The organism is Acidocella aromatica, from assembly GCF_014201825.1.
GTDB lineage: Bacteria > Pseudomonadota > Alphaproteobacteria > Acetobacterales > Acetobacteraceae > Acidocella > Acidocella aromatica.
In genome coordinates, this window is sequence record NZ_JACHFJ010000010.1 from 47696 (window position 1) to 69943 (window position 22248).

Annotated in this window: 25 protein-coding genes and 1 pseudogene; 13 read left to right on the top strand and 13 right to left on the bottom strand. The window is 64.8% G+C overall.

All coding sequences use genetic code 11. From position 1 onward, the window contains the following. The first annotated feature begins 28 nt into the window (after positions 1-28). Entirely contained in the window at positions 29-892 is an 864-nt protein-coding gene (locus tag HNP71_RS10575; protein ID WP_183266887.1) for a universal stress protein, read from the top strand. 261 nt (positions 893-1153) lie between these two features. Beyond that, positions 1154-1369: pseudogene (locus HNP71_RS10580) on the top strand (hypothetical protein); the annotation flags it as partial. On the opposite strand, the gene HNP71_RS10585 reads toward HNP71_RS10580, so the two are convergent. The 4 genes from HNP71_RS10585 to HNP71_RS10600 are packed head-to-tail and all read right to left on the bottom strand — an operon-like array spanning position 1353 to position 3723. Further along, positions 1353-2258, bottom strand: a complete 906-nt coding sequence (locus HNP71_RS10585) for a polyprenyl synthetase family protein (RefSeq protein ID WP_246344182.1) — start codon at positions 2256-2258, stop codon at positions 1353-1355. The pseudogene HNP71_RS10580 and the gene HNP71_RS10585 overlap by 17 nt on opposite strands. A gap of 5 nt (positions 2259-2263) precedes the next feature. Further along, entirely contained in the window at positions 2264-2500 is a 237-nt protein-coding gene (locus HNP71_RS10590) for an exodeoxyribonuclease VII small subunit (protein ID WP_183266888.1), read from the bottom strand. Between the two features lie 30 nt (positions 2501-2530). Next, the gene (locus tag HNP71_RS10595; RefSeq protein WP_183266889.1) at positions 2531-3457 is read right to left on the bottom strand and encodes a histone deacetylase family protein; all 927 of its coding nucleotides are present in this window, start codon (positions 3455-3457) and stop codon (positions 2531-2533) included. Further along, positions 3454-3723: a sulfurtransferase TusA family protein gene (locus tag HNP71_RS10600; RefSeq protein ID WP_343062387.1), complete on the bottom strand. Its 270-nt coding sequence runs from the start codon at positions 3721-3723 to the stop codon at positions 3454-3456. Before HNP71_RS10600 ends, HNP71_RS10595 begins: the two co-directional genes overlap by 4 nt. A 27-nt stretch (positions 3724-3750) precedes the next feature. Between HNP71_RS10600 and HNP71_RS10605 the strand changes: the two genes are divergently transcribed. Continuing rightward, positions 3751-4647 (top strand): ROK family protein, encoded by an 897-nt coding sequence (locus HNP71_RS10605; RefSeq protein ID WP_183266890.1) that lies wholly within the window; start codon positions 3751-3753, stop codon positions 4645-4647. A gap of 48 nt (positions 4648-4695) precedes the next feature. Here the strand turns inward: HNP71_RS10605 and HNP71_RS10610 are convergent, their stop codons facing one another. From HNP71_RS10610 to HNP71_RS10620, 3 genes are all read right to left on the bottom strand, one after another. After that, positions 4696-5211 (bottom strand): DUF3576 domain-containing protein, encoded by a 516-nt coding sequence (locus HNP71_RS10610; RefSeq protein ID WP_183266891.1) that lies wholly within the window; start codon positions 5209-5211, stop codon positions 4696-4698. A 158-nt stretch (positions 5212-5369) separates the two neighbouring features. Then, a complete protein-coding gene (locus HNP71_RS10615; RefSeq protein ID WP_183266892.1) occupies positions 5370-6707 on the bottom strand; it encodes a porin in 1338 nt (445 codons plus the stop codon). Between the two features lie 291 nt (positions 6708-6998). After that, entirely contained in the window at positions 6999-7628 is a 630-nt protein-coding gene (locus HNP71_RS10620) for a thiamine phosphate synthase (RefSeq protein WP_183266893.1), read from the bottom strand. Between HNP71_RS10620 and HNP71_RS10625 the strand changes: the two genes are divergently transcribed. From HNP71_RS10625 to murI, 6 genes are all read left to right on the top strand, one after another. Then, positions 7627-8295, top strand: a complete 669-nt coding sequence (locus HNP71_RS10625; protein WP_183266894.1) for a YggS family pyridoxal phosphate-dependent enzyme — start codon at positions 7627-7629, stop codon at positions 8293-8295. The two genes, HNP71_RS10620 and HNP71_RS10625, sit on opposite strands and share 2 nt — an antisense overlap. 124 nt (positions 8296-8419) lie before the next feature. Further along, positions 8420-9316 (top strand): rod shape-determining protein MreC, encoded by an 897-nt coding sequence (mreC, locus tag HNP71_RS10630; RefSeq protein WP_183266895.1) that lies wholly within the window; start codon positions 8420-8422, stop codon positions 9314-9316. Between the two features lie 3 nt (positions 9317-9319). Further along, complete coding sequence (gene mreD / locus HNP71_RS10635) at positions 9320-9865, top strand: rod shape-determining protein MreD (protein WP_183266896.1); 546 nt, start codon at positions 9320-9322, stop codon at positions 9863-9865. Further along, entirely contained in the window at positions 9862-11745 is a 1884-nt protein-coding gene (gene mrdA, locus HNP71_RS10640; protein ID WP_183266897.1) for a penicillin-binding protein 2, read from the top strand. The genes mreD and mrdA overlap by 4 nt, the downstream gene beginning before the upstream one ends. Next, positions 11742-12902, top strand: a complete 1161-nt coding sequence (gene rodA / locus HNP71_RS10645; RefSeq protein ID WP_183266898.1) for a rod shape-determining protein RodA — start codon at positions 11742-11744, stop codon at positions 12900-12902. The genes mrdA and rodA overlap by 4 nt, the downstream gene beginning before the upstream one ends. Beyond that, entirely contained in the window at positions 12902-13669 is a 768-nt protein-coding gene (gene murI, locus HNP71_RS10650) for a glutamate racemase (protein WP_183266899.1), read from the top strand. Before rodA ends, murI begins: the two co-directional genes overlap by 1 nt. On the opposite strand, the gene HNP71_RS10655 is transcribed toward murI, so the two are convergent. Together HNP71_RS10655 and HNP71_RS10660 are read right to left on the bottom strand one after the other, a co-directional pair. Next, complete coding sequence (locus tag HNP71_RS10655; protein ID WP_183266900.1) at positions 13641-14387, bottom strand: sulfite exporter TauE/SafE family protein; 747 nt, start codon at positions 14385-14387, stop codon at positions 13641-13643. The two genes, murI and HNP71_RS10655, sit on opposite strands and share 29 nt — an antisense overlap. Then, positions 14387-15364 (bottom strand): adenosine kinase, encoded by a 978-nt coding sequence (locus tag HNP71_RS10660; RefSeq protein WP_183266901.1) that lies wholly within the window; start codon positions 15362-15364, stop codon positions 14387-14389. Before HNP71_RS10660 ends, HNP71_RS10655 begins: the two co-directional genes overlap by 1 nt. A 144-nt stretch (positions 15365-15508) precedes the next feature. Here HNP71_RS10660 and HNP71_RS10665 point away from each other — a divergent pair, with 144 nt between their 5' ends. Then, positions 15509-16138: a bactofilin family protein gene (locus HNP71_RS10665; RefSeq protein WP_343062388.1), complete on the top strand. Its 630-nt coding sequence runs from the start codon at positions 15509-15511 to the stop codon at positions 16136-16138. A gap of 58 nt (positions 16139-16196) precedes the next feature. Here the strand turns inward: HNP71_RS10665 and HNP71_RS10670 are convergent, their stop codons facing one another. After that, entirely contained in the window at positions 16197-16523 is a 327-nt protein-coding gene (locus HNP71_RS10670) for a hypothetical protein (protein ID WP_183266902.1), read from the bottom strand. A 297-nt stretch (positions 16524-16820) separates the two neighbouring features. On the opposite strand from HNP71_RS10670, the gene HNP71_RS10675 reads away from it, so the two are divergent. Then, a complete protein-coding gene (locus tag HNP71_RS10675) occupies positions 16821-18359 on the top strand; it encodes an acetolactate synthase large subunit (RefSeq protein WP_183266903.1) in 1539 nt (512 codons plus the stop codon). On the opposite strand, the gene gshB is transcribed toward HNP71_RS10675, so the two are convergent. Beyond that, positions 18356-19303, bottom strand: a complete 948-nt coding sequence (gshB, locus tag HNP71_RS10680) for a glutathione synthase (protein WP_183266904.1) — start codon at positions 19301-19303, stop codon at positions 18356-18358. The genes HNP71_RS10675 and gshB overlap by 4 nt on opposite strands. A 30-nt stretch (positions 19304-19333) precedes the next feature. Continuing rightward, a complete protein-coding gene (locus tag HNP71_RS10685) occupies positions 19334-19714 on the bottom strand; it encodes a hypothetical protein (protein ID WP_183266905.1) in 381 nt (126 codons plus the stop codon). A gap of 225 nt (positions 19715-19939) precedes the next feature. On the opposite strand from HNP71_RS10685, the gene HNP71_RS10690 reads away from it, so the two are divergent. Then, a complete protein-coding gene (locus HNP71_RS10690; protein WP_183266906.1) occupies positions 19940-20107 on the top strand; it encodes a hypothetical protein in 168 nt (55 codons plus the stop codon). Positions 20108-20230: 123 nt separating this feature from the next. After that, positions 20231-20644, top strand: coding sequence for a peptide-methionine (R)-S-oxide reductase MsrB (msrB, locus tag HNP71_RS10695; protein WP_183266907.1), 414 nt, complete (start codon positions 20231-20233; stop codon positions 20642-20644). A gap of 59 nt (positions 20645-20703) precedes the next feature. On the opposite strand, the gene HNP71_RS10700 is transcribed toward msrB, so the two are convergent. Beyond that, positions 20704-22113, bottom strand: a complete 1410-nt coding sequence (locus tag HNP71_RS10700; RefSeq protein WP_183266908.1) for a beta strand repeat-containing protein — start codon at positions 22111-22113, stop codon at positions 20704-20706. Positions 22114-22248 lie beyond the last annotated feature (135 nt).

Genomic DNA, 22248 nt, shown 5'->3' on the forward strand with positions numbered 1-22248 from the left:
TGAGGCTGGAAATGTTGCGGGGACAGAAATGGCTTTAAGGGATATATTGGTTTATCTTGACGACTCGCCGGGCGGATTGGTTCGTATGCGCTTGGCGGCCGATCTGGCGCGGCGGCACCAGGCGCGCCTTGCCGTGCTGTATGTGATGCACGATTCTGATGCGCAACAACATAGTCTGCGCACCGCGGAACTCGGACTTCTGCCTGCCGCCGAGTATGCTGATCTGGAGGCTAGCATCGCGTCTCAGCACGATGGGGTTGCAGCACATCTTAAAGATGCCTTCGCGGAGGTGCGGGACAGCTACGCGTTGAAGGCGGAGTGGTACTGTGTCAAGGGAGCAAATGTCCCGCAGATCGTGATACAGCACGCACGTTGCGCGGATTTGACGATTGTGGGTGGCTATCCACAAAAATCCAAAAATATCGATGATGATTATGCGCTTGCCGAGACGCTGCTTTTTACATCGGGACGGCCGGTGATCATCGTGCCTGTGGATTATAATGGCGAACATCTTGGCAACAGGATCGCAATCGGCTGGGATGCAAGCCGTACGGCGGCGCGGGCGCTTTCCGATGCGCTGTCTTTGATCGAGCGGGCGCAGATGACTTCCGTCATGACAATAAATCCCGCGGAACTTGAACTCCACGGCGCGCTGCCTGTGACGACGATGGTGAATCATCTGCGCCTTCATTGCGACAATGTAGAAATGCGGCTGATGGAGACTGGCCACATGCCCATCGGCGACGCTTTGCAGGCGCAGGCAAAAAGCGATGAGGCCGATCTGCTCGTGGCCGGCGCTTGCGGGCATCTGCGGTTATGGAAGAAAGCTCTAGGAGGGGTGGCGGAGGATATTCTGGCCCGGCTGCAACTGCCCGTGCTTGTATCGGCCTGAACCTGAAACGGCCTGTGCATTTCTCAGGGGGCACTGATAAATCTCTATCCACGCTCGAGATGCGGGTGACTAAACCGACTTTCGGAAACCTCCGCCCGTGGCGCCTTTACAGTTCTGCCAACTGTAATCTCTTAGTCTGTGCATCGGTACGGAAGCGAGGACCTGCCTTAAACTCGGTGCAAACAGTGTAGAGCTCGCATCCTGACCGGAGGAGAACTTGGATGCGCCGCACGTCGTTTCACCGGGTTTCACCGGCTGGGCTTACTTGCCTCGTTCGCTAGAAGGATCACACGCGATCTTACAGCGGTCATGGCGGCCATAACCGAACCATGCTCAAACGGACAGACCGAAGGTCAGATTACAAAACTCAAATTGGTACGGCGGAAAATTTACGGGCGCGCGGGACTGGACCTTCTCCACGCACGCTTGGCCGCCCCCAACAGAGCTCCGACAAAAAATGCTAACTTTTGCGGCTGACCGTGAAGCGGGCCAGGGCTTTCAGCAGGTCGGCCTTCTCGCCGAAGCTCTCCAGATGCCCGGCGGCCTGTTCGGCCATCAGCTCGGCCTGCGCCTTGGCGCGCTCCAGGCCGAGGATGGAGACCATGGTGGCCTTGCCCTGGGCAAGATCCTTGCCTGCGGTCTTGCCCAGCGTCGCGGCATCGGCGATCTCGTCCAGAACGTCGTCATAGATCTGGAACGCGCCGCCCAGCTCGCGGCCATAAGCGGCTATGAAATGGCGCTGCGCGGAGCTGGCGCGACCCAGAATGGCCCCGGCCTCTGCGGCAAACTGGATCAAACGGCCGGTTTTCAGCGCCTGGAGACGGGTGATCTCGGCCCCGGTGAGCTGCTTGCCCTCGGACTCCATATCGATCATCTGCCCACCGACCATGCCGCGCATGCCGCTCGCCGCCGCCAGGGCCAGCACCAGCTCGCAACGCGCTTCCGCGTCATCATGGGTATCGGGCTCGGCCAGCACCTCGAAGGCGCGGGTCTGCAACGCGTCTCCGGCCAGGATGGCGGTCGCCTCGTCGTATTTCTTGTGGCAACTCGGCTGGCCACGGCGCAGATCGTCATCGTCCATCGCGGGCAGATCGTCATGCACCAGCGAGTAGGCGTGGAGCATCTCCACCGCCGCCGCCACGCGGGCCGCACAGGTCTTGTTCACCGCGAACAGACTGGCGACTTCCATCACCAGGAAGGCGCGCAGGCGCTTGCCGCCATTCAGCACACCATAGCGCATCGCCTCGATCAGCTTCGCCTCGGCGGTTTCCGGCACGGGGAGTAGCGCGTCGAGCTGCGCCTCCACCAGACGGGCGGTTTCGGCCATGGCTGCGGCCAGGGCGTCGGTATGCTGCTTATGCGCCATGAAAATCAGTCCTCGTTCTTCAGGGTCAGCGAACCGTCGGCACGGGCCACGATGGCCTGCACGCGCGCCTCGGCCTGCGCCAGCTTTTCCTCGCAATGCTTCTTCAGCGCCGCGCCGCGCTCATAGGCGGAGATGGCATCCTCCAGCTTCTGCTGGCCGGATTCCAACCCTCGCACGATCGCTTCCAGCGCGGCCAGGGCTTCCTCGAACGACATTGCGGCAATATCAGCGTTCTGCGTCATGCTCCCTCACGTACAAGGGCGGCGGCAAAATCACAACCGCATCAGCGCGCGCACATGCGCAGCCGTGCTTTGCGCCAGGGCGGTAAGGTCGTAGCCACCCTCCAGCAGCGAGACCACGCGCTTCGGGCAGCTGGCATCGGCCACCTCCAGCAGCGCCTGGGTGATCCAGGTGAAATCCGCCTCGCGCAGGCGCAGCTGGGCCATCGGGTCGGCGGCATGGGCGTCGAACCCGGCGGAGATGATCAGCAGCTCCGGTGCGAAGGCCGAGAGACGCGGGATGATCTGCGTCTCCCACGCGCCACGGAACACCTCGCCCGTGGAGCCCTGGGGCAGCGGCACGTTGATGATGTTGTTGGCGACGCCCCGCTCCGTGGGCTGGCCGGTGCCGGGGAAGATCGCCGCTTGATGGGTGGAGGCGTAGAACAGCCCTGCATCCTGGCCGAACATATGCTGGGTGCCGTTGCCGTGATGCACGTCGAAATCCACCACGGCGACGCGCGTGATCCCCCAGCGCGCCCGTGCGTGCAGCGCAGCCACGGCGGCGTTGTTGAAGAAGCAGAAGCCCATGGCGCGGTCATGCTCGGCATGGTGGCCGGGCGGGCGCATGGCGACGAACCCCGCCTCGGCCCAACCTTCAAACACCGCATCCACTGCCGCGCACGCGCCGCCGGCGGAGCGCAGTGCGGCCTCCAACGTGCCGGGGCCGAATACCGTGTCACCATCGATCACCGTGTCCCGGTCTTTGGGCATGGCGAAGATCGCGCTCACATAATCGGCGTCATGCACTGCCCTGAGTTGGGCGGTGGTGGCCTGGGGGGCGACCTCGCGCAGCAGGGGGGCGAATTCCGGCGCCTCCAGCGCGCGCAGTACAACACGGATACGATTGGCGCATTCGGGGTGGTCCAACCCGGTATCATGCGCCAGGGCGGAGGGGTGGGTGAAGAGGGCGACGCTCATGGCGTCTCACCCCGTTTCACGGAAAAACTGAACACGCCGCGGCTCTCGCTGGCGGCGATCAGGGCATGGCCGGAGGCTAGGCAGTAGTCACGAAAATCGGCGACCGCGCCGGGGTCGGTGGCCAGCACCCGGAGTTTTTCGCCCGGCTCCATCCCGCGCAGCGCCTTGGCGGCGCGGAGCACGGGGATCGGCGATTTTTGATATTGCGCATCTATTAGACGTTCACCCATGACAACAAACATGCGCCCGGATTCGGGCTTGAGCAAGGCGTGAATTCAGCCGACAAGGCGGGCATGACCTATCGTATTGGCATCGACCTAGGCGGCACGAAAACCGAAATCCTCCTGCTGGACCCGCAAGGCCAGGAGCTGCTGCGCCGCCGCGCGCCAACCCCCCCGGGCTACGGCGCAGCCCTGGAGATGATGGCCGGATTGGTGCGCGAGGCCGAGGCCGAGGCCGGGGTGCGCGCCACCGTGGGGGTGGGCATACCGGGCTGCATCTCGCCCGCCACCGGGCTGGTGAAGAACGCCAATTCCAACGCGCTGAACGGCCATCCGTTCGACAAGGATTTCGGCGCGCTGCTGGGGCGCGAGGTGCGCGTGGCCAACGATGCCAATTGCTTCACCCTCTCCGAGGCCACGGACGGCGTGGCGGCCGGGGGCGGCATCGTGTTCGGGCTGATCATCGGCACGGGCTGCGGCGGCGGCATTGTGGTGGATGGCAAGCTGCTGGAAGGGCGGCACCGCGTGGCCGGGGAGTTCGGCCATACCCCCCTGCCCTGGCCGCGCCCAGATGAAATGCCGCTGCGCCGCTGCTGGTGCGGGCAGGTGGGCTGCCTGGAGCTCTATGTGGCGGGACCGGCCCTGGCCTTTGAGTGCGACGGACCCGGCGCGCGGGACGCCACCTCCATCCCCGCCCGCGCCGAAGCGGGTGAGGCCAAGGCCAAGGCCGCGCTGGAGATCCACGCCGAGCGCCTCGCCCGTGGGCTGGCGAGTATCACCAATGTGCTGGACCCGGATGCCATCGTGCTCGGCGGCGGGCTCTCGAACCTGCCGCATCTCTATGAGGTGCTGCCCGAGCTGATGCGCCCTTACGTGTTCTCGGATGCGTTCCGCCCCAACATCGTCCGCGCCAAATATGGCGACTCCTCGGGCGTGCGCGGGGCGGCCTGGCTCTGGCCCGCCGTATAAGGGGCAAACAAAAAGGCCGGGAGCTTGATGCCCCCGGCCCTTCGCGGATTACTTGGAGTTCTTGTCGGCGGCCTGCAGGTCGGCCGCCTGGGCGAGGATGCGGTCCTCAAGCCCGCTGGCGACCGAGGGGTCCGCCGGGCTGTCCACCCACTGGCCGCCCTGGTTCACCTGGTGGAACACGCTCACCTGCACGGCATCGGCCGTGAGCTGGCGGCTCATGATATAAGCGTTGACCTTGAAACGCTCACCCGGCGAGGCTGGCGGCGTATACCAGTCGGTGATGATGACGCCGCCGAACGGATCGGCCGAGACCAGCGGCATGAAGGCGAGGGTGTTGAGCGTGGCGCGCCAGAGATAAGCGTTCACCTGAATCTGGCTAGCGCCGCCTCCACCGCCCGAGACACTGCCCCCCTTGCCGAAGGTGAAGAGAGAGGCGCCCTCGCCGGTCTGCCCCGGGGGCAGGCCGCTGGTTTCGGGGTTGTAATAGCTGGGCTGGCTGGTCTTAACGCCGCTGCATGCGGTCAGCGCCAGAGTTCCCATCAGCAACCCGGCGGGCACGGTCATTTTTGTTAAGATCCGCAAATCAGCTCTCCAAAACCCTAAAACTGCAAGTTCTTTAGCCTTGGCGCCAAGTTCCGCCAAGGGCCGCGCGGCGGCAGGCATGAAAAAGGGTGGCGGTTTCCCGCCACCCTCTTCCGCAATGCAACCAATTGGTCAGGCGGTTACCACTTAAAGGTGCCGCCGGCGCTCACCATGTGCAGCTGCGTGTTGCCGTTCAGCAGGTTGGTGTTACCCGGCTGGTGGGAGTGAGCGTACATGTACTGCAGGTACAGGCTCAGATCACGGCCGATCACATAGTTGCCACCAACGGCCAGACCGTATTCGGACAGGGTGCGGGCTTCCTTGCCAGCCATGGTCGGGTTGTAGTTACCGGCGGTCTGGGCATCGAAGAAGCTGGCACCGAGCACATACGGACCAACCACATAGTTGCCGCCGACGATGTAGGTCAGAGCGTTACGCGCGCCGATCGGCTTCGCCGCGTAACCATCCAGGGTCTGGCCCCATTTCACGTTGGCGCCGAGGGTGACGGCGTCGCTATCGAGGAACAGGCCCTTATAGGTGGTCTGCACGCCAACCTGCATGACCTGCAGTTCGTTGAGGAAGTAGCCAGCCGTGCTGCTGGTGTAAGCACCGCCGGTATAATTAACCGGAGCGCCCTGCAGGTACGAAACGGAGATCTTGTTGGCAAAGCCATCCAGCGACACCGCATACGAAGCGGAGACGTCGAACGTGTTGCGGCGCTCGACAGCCAGATTGGTGCCGGCGAAGGTGCCGCTATAGGAGGTCAGGCCAGCACAGGTTGCATACCCAGCAGTGCCGCCGCCGCAATAGCTGCCATAGCCCTGCTTCAGACCGTTGCTGTTCGGCTCATAAGACGCCATCATGCTGAACTTGCCGCCCAGATAAGGCTCGTCGAAGGCCGGGGAGATCAGCACGACCTTGTTGGTGCCATAAAGCGCGCCCTGGTCGGCATAGGCGAACTCACCCACCTGCGCGCGGGTCGGGATCACATAGTACGGCACGGTATCGGGACCGGCGAACTGGTTGCCGTCACCGAACTGCTCGATCACGCCGACCTGCGACAGGGTGAAGGCGCCATCGGTCTGGCCGATGCGGACATAGCCGTAATCCGGCATGCCAATATAGCCATAAGCGCGGCGGACATACAGGCTGCCGACGTTGTTGTTGACACCCTTATTCGCGGGGGTGAAGGCGGTACGCGTCTCAACCTGCACACCGTAGGCGATACCGTTAACGGTCATCGCGTCGAACCCCGGATAGAGGCGGAATTCGCCGTTGCCGGTCACGGGGTTCAGCTTGCTGCCACCATAGTTGTTAAAGGTGGAACCGAATTCGTTCATACCGGCCTGGAAATAGCCGTTCAGGTGAACAAGGATGGTGCCGGGAGCGACAGGCTTCACCGGCTGGGCGTTCGCATTCCCGGCCGCGGCGAGCAGCGTGCCCATCGAGGCCGCAGTGGCCAGAAGGATTTTGCGCATAAACTTCATCTCCTTTTTTACCAGCAATGCCGGTAGAATTGGTGGTGTAAGAGCCTTCCGGCCCCCAGAACTCAGAGCACCCAGGCATACGCCCCAAGCGTTCGCCCGCCTTAAAACCGCATCCTTCCACGCAAGCAATGCAGGTTTAAGAATTCTTCAGAAAACCGCAGGAGGTGTGGCAAACACGCCACAACTATATTTCATTAGTATGAAATCTGCCGCACGAAAATTGGCGGCCTACCTATAACTATGACAATATTGTGACGATTCATCAAATTGTCACAATACTTCTTATATAGGCTTATGAATAACCTTTGGCACACCGTTTTCCGCAGCTTGAGGCGTTACGGAAAACAAGGCCTCGATTGCCCCCGCACCGGCACAGGAACGCCCCAGGGCACGGATCGTGGCGCCATTAATTCCCCCCAATGCAAATGGAGTTATCGGACGAACCAAACAAGCTAAACGGTGCCAGCCACGGCTGCCGAGCACTTCAGCCCCCGGATGGCTCGCCGTTAAAAAAACGGGAGAGATGAAAACGGCGTCCACTCCCGCCCGGCGGGCACGCACGGCCTGGACGGCATTGTGGACGGAGGCGGTGCGGAGTCCCGGCGGCCTGATCCACCCGGTTTGGCGCCCACCGCGCAGATGCAGCCCCGCCCCCAAAGCCGCCGCCAGCCGGGGATCACCCGCCACCACCAGTGCCAGCCGCCGCGCGCGGCACAGCCTTGCCACCTGTTTGCCCAAGGTCAGGCGGCTGGGTGCGTCGTCATGCCGGAACACCACGCCGCACAGCCCCGGTGGCAACCGCGCGATCACGGCCAGCGGGTCCGGGGCGCGGAGGGAGTCGGTGAAAAACCACAGCGGCGGCAGCTCGTGGCGCTTTACCGAGCGGGCCCAGGCGATTAACCGTGAATCCATGACCGACCCTAGCGCGATTGCCGCCAATCTTGGAACCGTGCGCGCCCATATCGCCGCCGCCGCCCGCAAGGCCGGGCGGGACCCGGCGGAGATCACGCTGATCGCGGTGAGCAAAACCCACCCCAAGGACGCCGTGCTGGCCGCCATGGCCGCCGGGCAAACCGTGTTCGGCGAGAACCGGGTGCAGGAGGCGGAGGAGAAATTCCCCCTCCCCGGCGCCAAGCTGCACCTCATCGGCGGATTGCAGACCAACAAGGCCGCCCAGGCCGTGCGCCTGGCCGACAGTATCGACAGCCTGGACCGGGTGAAGCTGGCCGATGCCATCGAGCACGCCGCCCAAGCCGAGGGCCGCCTGCCCGAGTTGCTGGTGCAGGTGAATATCGGCGACGAGCCGCAGAAATCCGGCGTGCCGACCGCCGAGGCCGATGCCTTCATCCGCGCCATGCGCGCGCGTTTCAAGGAGAAGCTGACCGGGCTGATGTGCATCCCGCCCGTGGAGGTGGACCCGCTGCCCTACTTCAAGCGCCTCGCCGCCATGGCAGACGAACACGGACTGGCCGTGCGCTCGATGGGCATGTCCGCGGATTACGAGGCGGCCATCGCCGCCGGGGCCACGCATATCCGTGTCGGCACCGCGATTTTCGGCGCGCGGGAAGCGCCCGTCTAACACCCGGATTATCAAATAATTCTCAAGGTGAAAGCCTGAATCTCACGATTCCGGGCTGGGCGTGGCGGTGGTTTCGCTGTATCTGCGTGGCCCTAATCTTTCAGGTTTTGGAGATGCTCTTCCGGTGATCAGATTATCGGTCCCGTTCCGTCAGGCATTGTCCCGCCTCAGCTTCCCGCTCATGCTGGCCGCCTCGCTCGGCACGGTGTTGATCGGCCGCGCGGACCCCAATGTCTCCGACCGCGTGCGCGCCGGGATCGACGATCTGCTGGCCCCGCTTTACCACGCCGTTTCCGGCCCGATTCAGGCCGCCGAGCACGGCACGGGCGCCATCGGCCATCTCTTCGCGCTGAGCCAGGAGAACGCGCAGCTGCGCGAGCAGAACGCCGAGCTGCTGCAATGGCAGGAGGTGGCGATGGCGCTACAGGCCCAAAACAACGCGCTGAAGGCGTCGCTGAACTACGTGCCCTCGCCCACGCCGCAATTCTCCACCGGCGAGGTGGCGGCGGATCTGGGCGGGGTATATGCGCGCTCGGTGCTGGTGCTGGTGCCGCCCGCGGACGGCAACACACAAAGCCTGGTGGGCGCGGTGGCCATGGATGGCCGCGGCGTCGCCGGGCGTGTGGTGGAGGCGGGCGAACGCTCGGCCCGCGTGTTGCTCATCACCGACATCAATAGCCGCATACCCGTGGCGCTCGGGGCCAGCGGCGCTCCGGCGCTGATGGCGGGCAATAACGGGCCCGACCCATCGCTGCTCTATTGGGCGCCGGGCCAGCCCCCCGCCGAGGGCGCGATGGTCCTTACCTCCGCGCAAGGCGGGGCGTTTCCGCCCGGCCTGCCGGTGGGCGTCGTGCATTACGATGCGCAGAACAACCCGGTGGTGCTGCCGCTCGCCAGCCTCGACGCGCTGCGCCTGCTGCGGCTGTTCAGCTACCCGGACAATCTGCCCGAGCTGACGCCGATCCCACACACCAAGCCTGACTCCAAACCTGCCGCGAAAGCGCATTCGCGGAAACACTGACCCATGGTGCAAGGCCCCGCCCTGCGCCGCCCGCTCACGTTATGGCGGCGGCTCGATACCGCGTCCCGCTGGGCGTTCCCCGGCTTCATGCTGGTGCTGGGGCTCATCGTCATCGGCATGCCGTTCGGCCTGCCCAATCAGGCGGCGCTGCGCCCGGTCTATGCCATGGCCTGCGTGTATTTCTGGTCGCTTTACCGCCCGGCCTCACTGCCCACCCCGCTCGTGGCCCTGTGCGGCGTACTGCTGGACCTGCTCGGCCTCTCGCCGCTCGGGCTCTGGGCCGTGATCCTGCTGCTGCTGCAACTCGCCACCATCGCGGCGCGGCGGCGCTTGGCCCCGGCACGGTTCATCGTCACCTGGGGGGCCTTTACCGGCTTCGCCATCATCGCCGCCGGGCTGGCCTGGGCCGCGCAATCGCTGCTGGAGCTGCGCCTGCTGCCCGCAACACCCGTGCTGTGGGAGAGTCTGTTCGCCGCCGGGCTGTATCCGCTGCTGGCAAGGCTGCTGATCCGCGCTCACCGCACCGCCGCCGCCGTGGAGCTGGCATGAGGCGCGCCGCCAAGGACCGCTCGGCCTTCAGCCGCCGCGCGCTGCTCATCGGCGCGGGACAGGGCGCGGTGTTCGCGGGCATCGCGGGCAAGCTATACAACCTGCAGGTCACGCAGCACGGCAAATACGCCCTGCTGGCCGAGCAAAACTCCATCTCCGAGCGGCTGGTCGCGCCCGAGCGCGGGCTGATCACGGACCGGTTCGGCACCATCCTGGCCGGGAACCAACAGCACTGGCGCGCACTGTTCATGCAGGCCTTAGCCCCGGAGCCGCAGGCGGTGCTGGAGAATTTCTACAAGCTGGTCCCGCTCTCGGACGATGAGAAGGCCCGCATAACCCAGGATCTCCAGGACCGCCCCGGCTATATCCCGGTGCTGCTGAAGGACTGGCTGGACTGGCCGGACATGGCGGCGATAGAGGTGAACACCCCCAATTTGCCGGGGATCGTGGTCGAGGCCGGAGCCTCGCGCATCTACCCGCTGGGGCCCACGGCGGCGCATGTGGTCGGCTATGTCGGCCGCCCGAACCAGAACGAGGCCAAAACCGACCCGGTACTTTCTTTGCCCGGAATGCGCGTGGGCCGCACCGGGGCCGAGGACGCGCAGGACGGCCCGCTGCGCGGCGCCCCCGGCTTCGTGCAGACGGAAACCAACGTGCATGGCGAGGTGGTGCGCGAGGTGGCGCATGACAACGGCACGCCAGGCCAGACGGTAACGCTCGGCCTGGATGCTGGTTTACAGAACCTCGCCGTGCAGGGCTTGGCCGGCAATGCCGGGGCGGTGGTGATGCTGGACGCCACCAATGGCGAGATCCTGGCCATGGCCAGCACCCCGGCCTTCGACCCCGCGCTGTTCGACAGGGGCGTGCCCTCCGCCACCTGGGCGGGCTGGATGGCCGATGCCAAGCACCCGTTGCAGAACAAGGCGACCTCCGGCCTGTTTGCCCCCGGCTCCACCTTCAAGCCCACCGTGGCGCTGGCGGCGATGAAGGCGGGCCTGTTGAGCGCCGACACCATCCTCACCTGCCCTGGCTCCTTCACTCTCGGCAACCATGTGTTCTGGTGCGACAACCACGTCGCCCACGGCTCCATCAACGTGACCCAGGCGCTCACCGTGAGCTGCGACGTGTTCTTCTATCAGGTCGCGCTGATGGCCGGCATCGACAAAATCGCCGACATGGCGGCAACGCTCGGTCTGGGCACGGATCTCGGGGCCGATCTGCCGCATGTCTCCCCCGGCCTCGTGCCCACGCTGGAATGGGCGCGGTCCAAGAACATCCATTGGGCCCAGGGCAATACCGTGGTGCAAGGCATCGGCCAGGGCTACACCCAGCTCACCCCGCTGGCGCTGGCCACCATGATGGCGCGCATCGCCACCGGCACCGCCGTGGGGCCGCATATCACCCGCCGCGTGGGCGGGGTGCTGCAAACCGGCGCCGCCCCCACCGACTGGCCAGCCCTGAACGTGGACGACCGGGATCTCGCCACCATCCGCCAGGCGATGTTCGACGTGGTGAACACGCCGCGAGGCACGGCCTATGCCTCGCGCCTGCAACTGCCCAACGCGCAGATGGCAGGCAAGACCGGCACCGCCCAGGTGCACAACAACAGCGCCGCCGAGAAGCAGAAGAACTTCAACGACATGACCATGGCCTGGGAGCAGCGCCCGAACGCGCTGTTCATTGGCTTCGCGCCGTATGACAACCCGCGTTACGCCATCGCCGTGGTGGTGGAGCATGGAAATTTCGGCGCGCAGGCCGCCGCGCCCATCGCCCAGGCGATGATGACTTACGCCATCCAGCACGACCCATCCGGGCGCGACACGCCGCTGACCCAGCCGCTGCAATCCACCACCCCCGCACTGCCGGTGAACAACACATGATGCTGGATAACAGCCTCGCCTTGCGCCGCCCCTTCCGCGACCGCTCCTTCGGCGTGGTGCGCAAGCTCGCGCGCGTGAACTGGCTGTTCGTGCTCTGCGTCTGCCTGCTCGCGGGCGTGGGGTACACGGCGCTGTACTCCGCCGCGGGGGGTAGCCCGCAACCTTACGCGCAGAGCCAGATCATCCGCTTCTTCGGCATGCTGGTGATGATGCTCGGCATCGCCATGGTGGATATCCGGTTCATCGCCAAGCTCTCCTGGCCGGCCTATGGCGTTGGCATATTGCTGCTGGTGGTGGTGATGCTGGCGGGGCATACCGGGCTGGGGGCCAAGCGCTGGATCGATCTCGGGCCGATCGAGATCCAGCCGAGCGAACTGATGAAGCTCTTCCTGGCCATGGCGCTGGCCTCCTATTTCCAGCGCGCCACGCCGGAGCAAACCGGCAGCCTGCTCTACGTGGCCCCCATGGCCCTGGCGGTGCTCATCCCCGTCGGGCTGATTCTGAAGGAGCCGAATCTCGGCACGGCGGTGATCACCGGCACCATCGGGGCGATGGTGATGCTGGGGGCCGGAGTGCGCTGGTGGTGGTTCGCCATCATCGTCGCCATCATCGCGGTCTCCGCCCCGGTGCTGTACCACCATCTGCACGACTACCAAAAAGCCCGCATCGACACCTTCCTCAACCCCGGCGCGGACCCGCTGGGGGCGGGGTACAACATCATTCAGAGCAAGATCGCGCTGGGCTCGGGTGGATTCTTCGGCCAGGGCTATCTGCACGGCACGCAGAACCAGCTCAACTTCCTACCCGAGAAGCAGACGGATTTTGTCTTCACCATCATCGCCGAGGAGTTCGGCTATCTCGGAAGCCTTGCGGTGCTGGGGCTGCTGTTTTCCATCGTGGCGCTGGCGCTCTACACCGCCGTTACCTGCTCGCACGCCTATGGGCGGCTGGTGGCGCTGGGCATCGGCACCAATTTCTTCCTGTACTGCTTCGTCAACCTCTCCATGGTGATGGGCCTCATCCCCGTGGGCGGCGTTCCCATCCCGCTCATCTCCTATGGTGGCTCGGCGCTTACCGCCGTGATGCTCGGCTTTGGCGTGCTGCAATCCATCCATGTCCACCGCGACGTGACCTTCGCCTCGCCTGACGATCTGTAATGGCGTTCCTGGTTTTCGATTCCGGTATCGGCGGGCTCGGCGTGGCGCGGGAATTGCGGCGCCTGGAACCGGCGCAGGGGCTGATCTACCTCGCCGATAACGGCTTCTTCCCCTATGGCGAAAAACCGGACGAGGTGCTGCTGCCGCATATCGTCGAGGTGATCGGCAAGGCCATTGCCGCCTTCTCGCCCCAAGCCGTGGTGGTGGCCTGCAATACCGCCAGCACCATCGCCCTGCCTGCTTTGCGCGCGGCGTACAGCCTACCCATCATCGGCTGCGTGCCGCCGGTGAAACCCGCCGCCGCCGCCAGTACCAGCAAGACCATCGGCGTGCTCGCCACCGCCGCCACTGTGCGCAGGCCCTATTTAAGCGGGCTGATCGAAGCCTTCGCGCCGGGCTGCAACGTGCTCTCGCTGGGCACTCCGGCTTTGGCCGAGTTGGCGGAGCGCAAATTCCGGGGCGAGGCGGTGGATGTGGAGGCGGCCATCGCGCCGCTGTTCCGGCAGGAGGGTGGCCAGCATATCGACGCCATCGCCCTGGGCTGCACGCATTATACCTTCCTGCAGCCTGAATTCCTGACCCTGCGGCCGGACATCTCCTGGTTCGACCCGGCTTTGCCCGTGGCGCGGCACACGTTGCGCGTCACCGGCGACCTAACCCCCGGCAAAAACCAGAACGCGGGCACGGCTTTTTTTACCGGCGAGGTTTTGTCCCCCGCCCTGCTCGCGCCGTTCGGGTTTACTGGCGCAGGAACATTCCCACCGTAAGCGCCGTGCCGATGCAGGCCACGGCGATGCGCAGCACATTCATCGGCGCGCGGCGCAGGATGGCGACGCCAAGATAACCGCCCGCGATAGCGGTAACACCCTGGTCCAGCACCAGCCCCCAGTCGATATGCCCACGCGCGACGAAAATGACCACGGCGGCGACATTCATCACCCCGGAGAGCACATTCTTGGTGGCCCCAGCATTGCGCACGGCAAGCCCCGCCGCCGTGAGCGCCGCCAGCATGAGGATGCCGATACCGCCGCCAAAATAGCCGCCATACACGGCGATGACGAACTGGATGGCGATGGCAACGGGTGCTGGCAAAGCTGGTGGCGCGCCTTCCTCACGCTTCTTGGCGAAGAAATTGCCCCATACGAACACCACCGTGGCGAACATGATCAGCCATGGCACCAGATGGGTGAAAATGCTGACCGGCGTTTCCAGCAGCAGCACCGCGCCGATGGCCCCGCCAATGACGCTGACGATGAACAACGTGCGCAGCGAGAGCCCGGCGGCTCCGCCAGCCATGCCGCGCCCAGCCCAGCCCATCGTCACCTGCGACGGGAACAGCGCGATGGTGGAGTTGATATTGGCCGCGCGTGGGTCCAACCCCGCGAAGAGCAGGGCCGGAAAGGTAAGGAAGGAGCCACCCCCGGCAATGGCGTTCTGGGCACCCGCCAGAAACCCGGCCACACCGACGAGGATATAGCCCCACATCACACGAGCGCCTTCAGCTCTTCGGCGGGCGGCCGCGCGCCCATGCGCGAGATGGCCAGCGCCGCCGCCTTCGCGCCCAGCGCCCCGGCATCTGCCAAGCTGGCGCCACGCGTATAGGCGGCCAGGAACCCGGCGGCATAGGCATCGCCCGCGCCTGTGGTGTCCACCACCTGCACCGGCACGGCGGGTATAATCGCACGCTCGCCGCCACGAATGATCAGGCTGCCGTTCTCGCTCCGCGTCAGCACGGCGAGCTTCACGTCTTGCGCCGCCTGGTAGGCGGCAACGGCGAAGTCGGAGCTTTGGTACAGGCTGCACACCTCGGCCTCGTTGGCGAAGAGGATGTCCACGCCCTCGGCGATCAGGCGGCGGAAGCCGTCGCGGTGACGGTCCACGCAGAACGCATCGGAGAGGGAGAGCGCGGTCTGCCGCCCCGCCGCGCGGGCCATCTTCGCCGCTTCGGTAAAGGCCGTCTGGGCCGCCGGGGGGTCGAACAGGTAGCCCTCGAGATAGGTGACGGCGGAGGCGGCGATCACCGTCTCGTCGAGGTCGTGCAGCGCGAACTCGCCGCCAGCGCCCAGATAGGTGTTCATCGTGCGCTGGCCATCGGGGGTCACGAGGATGAGGCAGCGCGCGGTGGGGATGGCGGCGGTGAGCGGCGGGGTGGCGTAATGCACGCCATGGGCGCCGATCTCGCGGCGGAACACCTCGCCCATTTCATCCGCTCCGACCTTGCCAAGGAACGCCGCGCGCGCGCCAAGTGCCGCCGCCACGGCGCAGGAATTGGCCACCGAGCCGCCCGAAGCCGTGACCCCGCCCGCCATCGCGGCGGTGAGCTTCGTCGCGGTATCCGCGTCGATCAGCGACATCGCGCCCTTGGGCATGTCGTGCCGATTTAAAAAATCGTCATTCGTGGGGAGCAGGTAATCGACGATGGCATTGCCAATGCCGGTGATATCGAAGCGCGTGGCGGACATTTTAGCCTGTCTCCCAAGGGTTTGCTGCCTCGCGGCGTTAGCATCCAACATGGCTTTACCGCAAATCCGCGCGGGGAAGTTCAGGTTGTGAGGCGCCGATGGTCCGTGCTACGCGCCTTGGGAATGATACGGAAGAGCCCTGGAGTGTTCGTGTTCAACAAGCGCAAGACCGAAGAGCCCAAACCGGCCGTGACCACTACTCCGGCCATGACCACCACGCAGGCTGAAACCACCACGCCCGCCACCACGGATGAAACCGTGGCCGCCAGCGCCTATGTTCCCCCTTACTTCAAGGAGCCTGCCATGGCCCGCTCACCCTTCGCGCCGCCCCCCATTCCCACCACCCCGGCAGCGCCCGCCGCGCCCCAGCCCGTATCCCGCCCGGCCACGATGAGCGGCCACGCCACGCGCGAGCCCGCCGAGCGCCGCACCCTGGTGGTGGGCCGCGGCATCAGCGTGCAGGGCACCGTGCAGGATGCCGAGCGCTTGGTCGTGGAGGGCACTGTGGAGGCCAACACCATCAACGGGCTGGCCGAACTCTCCATCGCCCAAGGTGGCATTTTCAAAGGTGAGGTCGAGGTGGACGAGGCCGAGGTTGCCGGCACCATCGACGGCACCATCATCGCCCGGCAGACGCTGATCGTGCGTGGCAGCGGCCGCGTGCTGGGCACCGCGCGCTGCCGCCGCCTGCAGGTGGAAGATGGTGGGCAGATCACCGGCCGGATTGAGATGCTGGGCGACAGCCCGATCTCCTCTTCCTCCTCCGAGGCCTGAAAACGAAAAGGGGGCCAAACGGCCCCCTTTTATTTACCCAGCCCTTCCAGGCGCCGGATTACTGCGCAAGGCGCGAGTTGATCGGCATCTGCGCGAGGTCGGCCTCAACCTGGTCGAGCTTGGTCTTGCTCAGACGCCCGCCGGAAAGAGAGGCGATCTGCGAGAGGCTCATATCCGAGAACAGCATATAGCTCGGGCTGGACATCAGCCCCGGCATGTCGCGCGCCAGCACTGCCTTGCCATTCGGGTTGGCGGCGATCTTCTCCACCGGGGTATCCAGCGAGAAATGCTCGACCAACGCCGAAGCGCCGCCCACTTGCTGCGGCGCCAGCGAGGCAGCCTTCTCCTGACTGCAACCGGTAAGAAGCGCAATGCTCGTCAGCATCGCGGTAATTCCTATTTGCCGATGCATTCTGTACATCATGGCGACCTTCCCTCAACGGACAGCCAATCTGGGCTATCCTGACGTAAAGTACAGCCCCAACCGGATAATTGAAACAAGAATCTGCACTGCGGTGCAGCGAGCACGTGCGCCACAAAGGATTTGTGACTGGCGGCGGAAGGGGAGTTGCGCCATGCTGGCCGCAACGGCGAATGAGGAAACGCCGTGCGGACACTGAAACATAAAGGCATAAGCAAATCCGATGACGCCGCCGCTAACCCCTTTCAGGACCACAAAAAAATGAATGGCGCCGAGAGTCTCGTCCACACCCTGCTGCAAGCCGGAATCGATACGGTTTTCGCCAATCCAGGCACCAGCGAGATGCATTTCGTCGCGGCGCTCGACCGGATCCCCGGGATTCGTTGCATTTTATGCCTCGATGAAACTATCGTGACTGGTGCGGCGGACGCCTATTACCGCATGACCGGCAAGCCCGCCGCCACGCTGCTGCACTGCGGCCCGGGTCTCGCGAACGGCGTGGCCAACCTGCACAATGCGCGCCGCGCACGCTCGGGCGTCGTCAACATCGTCGGCGACCAAGCGACATATCACCGCCCGCTGGATGCGCCGCTGACCTCGGATGTCGAGGGCATCGCGACCCCGGTAAGCGCCTTCATCCACCGCGCCACCTCTGCCGCCACGGTGGGAGCGGACACCGCCGCCGCCATCGCCGCCGCGCGCGGCTTTCCCGGGCGAGTCGCCACGCTGATCCTGCCCGCCGACACGGCCTGGGAAGACGGCGGCGTGGTGGTTGCCCCCCTGGCCCATGACGGGCCGGAAGCGGTGGCGGAAGAAAGCATCGAACAAGCGGCGGCGCTGCTGCGCAACGGCAAGCCGACCATGCTGCTGGTCGGCGGGCAGGCGCTCGGCGAGGTGCCGATGCGCATGGCCTGGAGTATCACCCGCCAGACTGGCGCCAAGCTGCTGGCCGAACGCTCCCCCGCAAGGCTGGCGCGCGGGCGCGGGCGGGTGCCGGTGGAGCGCGTACCCTACCCCATCGACCAGGGGCACGCCGCCTTTACCGGGGTGGAGCAGCTCATTCTCGTCAACACCCCGCCGCCGGTGTCCTTCTTCGCCTATCCGGGCAAGCGCGGAGAACTCCAGCCCGAGGGCTGCGAGATCTTCATCCTCAGCACCCCGGAGCAGGATGGCGCGACCGCGCTGGCGGTGCTTGCGCAGCTTCTAGGCGCGCCCGAGGTTCCACCCGCCGATCCCGGCCCGCGCCCGGAATGCCCGCAAGGGAAAGTCACCCCCGAGGGCGTGGCGCAGACCCTCGCCGCCGTGATGCCCGAGCAGTCGATCATCATCGACGAAGCCATCTCCTTCGGGCGCGGCTTCTACCCCGGCACCCGCGCTGCCCCGCCGCATGATTGGCTGATGCTGGTTGGCGGTGCCATTGGCGAAGGCATCCCCCTGGCCGTGGGCGCGGCGGTGGGCGCGCCGGGGCGGCGGGTCATCGCTTTGCAGGCGGATGGCTCGGCCATGTACAGCCTCTCCGGGCTATGGACCCAGGCGCGAGAGAGGCTGGATGTGACCACCATCATCATCTCCAACCGCAAATACGCGATATTGCTCGGCGAGCTGGCGGGCGTGGGTGCCAACCCCGGCCGCACGGCGCTGGACATGATGGACCTGACTAATCCATCGCTGGACTGGGTCCAACTCGCGGGCGGAATGGGCGTGGAAGCGGCGCGGGCCGAGACGCTGGAACAGCTCGGCGAGCTGCTGACGGCGAGCGTCGCCCGCCCCGGCCCGTTCCTGATCGAGCTGCTGGTTTAACCGGCGCGCAGCACCTCGATCCGCTCCCAAATAGCGGCGGCGAGGTTGAGATTGTCGAACCGCGCGATCTGCTGCAGCCCAGTGGGCGAGGTGACGTTGATCTCGGTGAGATAGCCGCCGATCACGTCGATGCCCGTGAACAGCAGCCCCTGGGCCTTCAGCGTCGGACCGATGGCGGCGCAGATTTCGTGCTCGCGCTCGGTCAGCTTCGTCGGCTCCGGCGTGCCGCCCGCATGCATGTTGGAGCGTGAATCGCCCTCGGCGGGGACGCGGTTGATCGCGCCGAGCGGCTCGCCGTCGATGAGAATGATGCGCTTGTCCCCCTGGCGCACGGCGGCCTCGTAGCGCTGCACCATCAGCGGCTCGCGCGAGGCGGCGAAGAACATGTCCAGCAGTGAGCCGAGATTCTCGTCGTCCGGCTTGATGCGGAACACGCCGATGCCGCCATTGCCGAAGAGCGGCTTGACGATGATGTCCTTATGCTCGGCGCGGAAGGCGCGGATGGACTCGCGGTCCCAGGTGACGAGGGTGGGCGGCATCAACTCGGGGAAATGCATCACCAGCAGCTTTTCCGGCGCGTTGCGCACAGCCACCGGGTTGTTCACCACCAGCGTCTTGGGGTGGATATGCTCCAGCATATGGGTGGCGGTGATGTAGGCCATGTCGAAGGGCGGGTCCTGGCGCATCAGCACCACATCCATGTCGGCGAGCTCGATCAGCGTTTCTTCGCCGAAGGTGTAATGCGCGCCATGCACGGCCTGCACCGTCACCGGCTTCACCCGGGCTTTCAGGCGCGCGCCGTCCAGCCACATATGCGGCACCTCGTAATGCCAGAGCTGATGGCCGCGCGACTGGGCCTCCAGCATCAGGGCGAAGGTGGAGTCCCCGGTGATGTCGATGCTGTGCAGAGGGTCCATCTGCACCGCGATTTTCAGAGATTTCATAGCATCCTCAAGCCGTTTGGCATGAGGCTATCAGGACGCGGCCGGACGCTCCAGAGCCGCGGCGGTCAGGCCACGGGCGGCAAGGCTCTGCATGCAGCTCACGGGGTCGCCGTTATCCGGCACAGCGGCGGAAACACGGGGGGTGCCGCTCGCATCGGGGTAGAGAAACACATCCAACCCGCAGACCGGAGAATGGTAGAGCCAGACCTGAGCGGAACCATCCACACGGCGCAGCACAGGCTGGCCGAAATCGGCGTTCAACACCTGCGGCGTGGAGCCGACAAGCCCTTTCACGGAGGAAGGAATCGAGAGGCCGGAATCGGCCAGCTGAGGAGTCGAAGTTGCACAACCAGCCAGTGCGAGGAGCCCGCCAGCCAGGGTCAGAAATCGAAAGTTTGCCCGCTGCGCCATGCAACTCCGGAAGGCCAAGGTCGTGCCTCGCCAATAACAAACAGTAACGGCGTTGTCAGGGGGGCACCGGGGGAATCCGGCAAATTTAATGCTACGGCGCATGATTAATTTGGTTAACTTGTCACAATCATTACCGCACTCCGCCTTATTCGTGCCTTTGTTACAGTGGAATGTGCCGGACATGGACAAACGGTCCAAGATTTAAAAGACTAACGGAGCCTGACGATGCCTGCCAATATGCTGAAGATCGAAGCCGAACTTCGCAACGCCGTGATCGACCGCCTGATCGCCGCGTCTTTGCGCGACGGCAAGCCGGCTCGCGAGGCGACCCTGGAACGCTGGCGCGCCCTGGGCCAGTCCGCCGCCCGTAACGGCGACTCCGCTACCGTCTGACCTCCGCCCCGGGCGGACCGGCCCCGGGAAGATATCTCCGGCAAGAATTGAGTGCGCGCCACTGGCATACATATATTGATGCCCGTGGCGCATTGAAGCGCCAGACATGCCTAGGAGATTTATATGCAGCCGCAAGCCGGTCAGGGATTTCCCTTTACACTTACCGATAGCGAATGGCGCACGCGCTTAACGCCCGAGCAATATGCGGTGCTGCGCGGCCATGCCACGGAACGGCCCGGCAGTTGCGCGCTCAACCACGAGAAGCGCCCAGGCCGATTCTCCTGCGCCGGCTGCGGCCAAGTGCTGTTCGTTTCCAACACTAAATTCGAGAGCGGTACCGGCTGGCCGAGCTTCAACGACCCGGTTGAAGGCGCGCTTGCCACCACTGTGGACCGCAGCCACGGCATGCTCCGCACCGAGGTGCATTGCAGCCGCTGCGGCGGGCATCTTGGCCATGTGTTCGAGGACGGCCCGCCCCCCACCTATCTGCGCTACTGCATCAACGGCGTGGCGATGAATTTTACCCCGGCGGAATAGCCGGCAACAAAAAGCCCGCCCTGCTTACACAGGGCGGGCTTTTTTGAACCGTCGGCCTATTAGCTGTACTTAATATAGGTAAGGACGCCGTTCGCGCCATTCATGGTGTCGCTGGAGATATGCGAGGCGCTGACACCCTTGAGCAGAATGGTCGTGCCGTCATTGAGAACGACATCGGTGCCGCCGCTGGGGCCGATTGCACTGGCGATGGTGTAGATCGACGTATCGCTCGTGTTCCCCAGCGTCGCATCGGTGAGGAAGATCGTGCTGTTGGCACCAAAATTCGTGATGGTCAGCGAGCTGCCGCCGGTGGTCAGGCTGCCAGAGTTGCTGCCGACGACGTCGTACAGGTTGTACGAGCCAGTGGCGGTGGAGCCGGTGATGGTTTCACCATTGGTGTTACCGATGATGAAGGACTGCACACCGGAGCCGCTGGTGGAGACCACACCGGAAGCGGTGACCTGACCGATACCCACGTAGTTGAGGCCGATCTGGAAAATATTGGCGCCGGAAGTGCTGGAGCCGATCAGGGTTTCGAGGCCCGTGCCACCGTACAGATCGTTGGAGGCGCCGTTACCGACGAGGGTATCGCCCGTGCCGCCGCCCTGCAGGGTAACCGCACCGGAGCCGCCGATCAGCGAGTTGTTGCCGGCGCGGCCGCCAACGTAGAAGCCGCCGCCAGCACCCGCGTTCACGGTGACGGAGTTCGGCGCGAAGATCGAACCGCCGCCGGACGTGGTGTACGAACCGGAATACACCGTCTGCGCCTGGGTGGAGCTGTTGATGAAGAGCAGGTTGCCACCAGCGTTCTGCAGGAAGACCACGCTGCCCTGCGCGCTTTCGCTCGCGGTGACGCTGGCAACATCGGAACCGCCGACGAAGATCGTCGTGGTGGCATTACCTGCGGCGTTGACAACCTCGTTACCGCCGATGCCGTTGAAGGTCACGGTATCGTTGCCAGCGCTGTACACCGTGTCGCTGGCGTTCGCGGCGGAGACATAAATGGAGTTGTTGCCGCCTGCGGCAACGATGGAAGCGGAGCCGCCAGTGCTCTGGTTGTAGGTGACGTTGCTGTCGGCACCGAACAGGGCGAACTTGGTGGTGCCGTTGCCGGTGAGGGTCACATTGCCGGGGGCCTGAACCATAACGTCGGTAATGCCGCTGCCAACGGTATAAGCGCCGCTCACGGTGCCGCCGGTCACGCTGCCGGTGGAGTCGGTGTTGGTGAACTCCTCGAAGGAGCCGGCAACCGAGGAGGGAACCGAGGAGAAGTCGGAGCCCCCAGCAATATCATTGTTCTCGAAGCCGTAAGCGCCGCCCTGGATCGAGGTGGTCAGGGAGACCAGGTAGTTCTGTAACAGCTCGTTGAGGGACCCCGATGTCGAGGTGGTGCCCAAAAAGCTCGAGGGCACGGAGACAATCCCTGCCTGGGAATTGAACGCGCCGCCAATCGTAAGTGAAGCTGCCATCTCTTAAGTCGTCCTTACTGCCGCAGGTGATCGCTATTACCGGCTATTTATCTTATGCAGTGCAGCAAACGCAAGAAAAAATCCACTTCCCGGATTATTGAATCTTCATCAGAAAAAAGGGCGAAAAATCAAAAC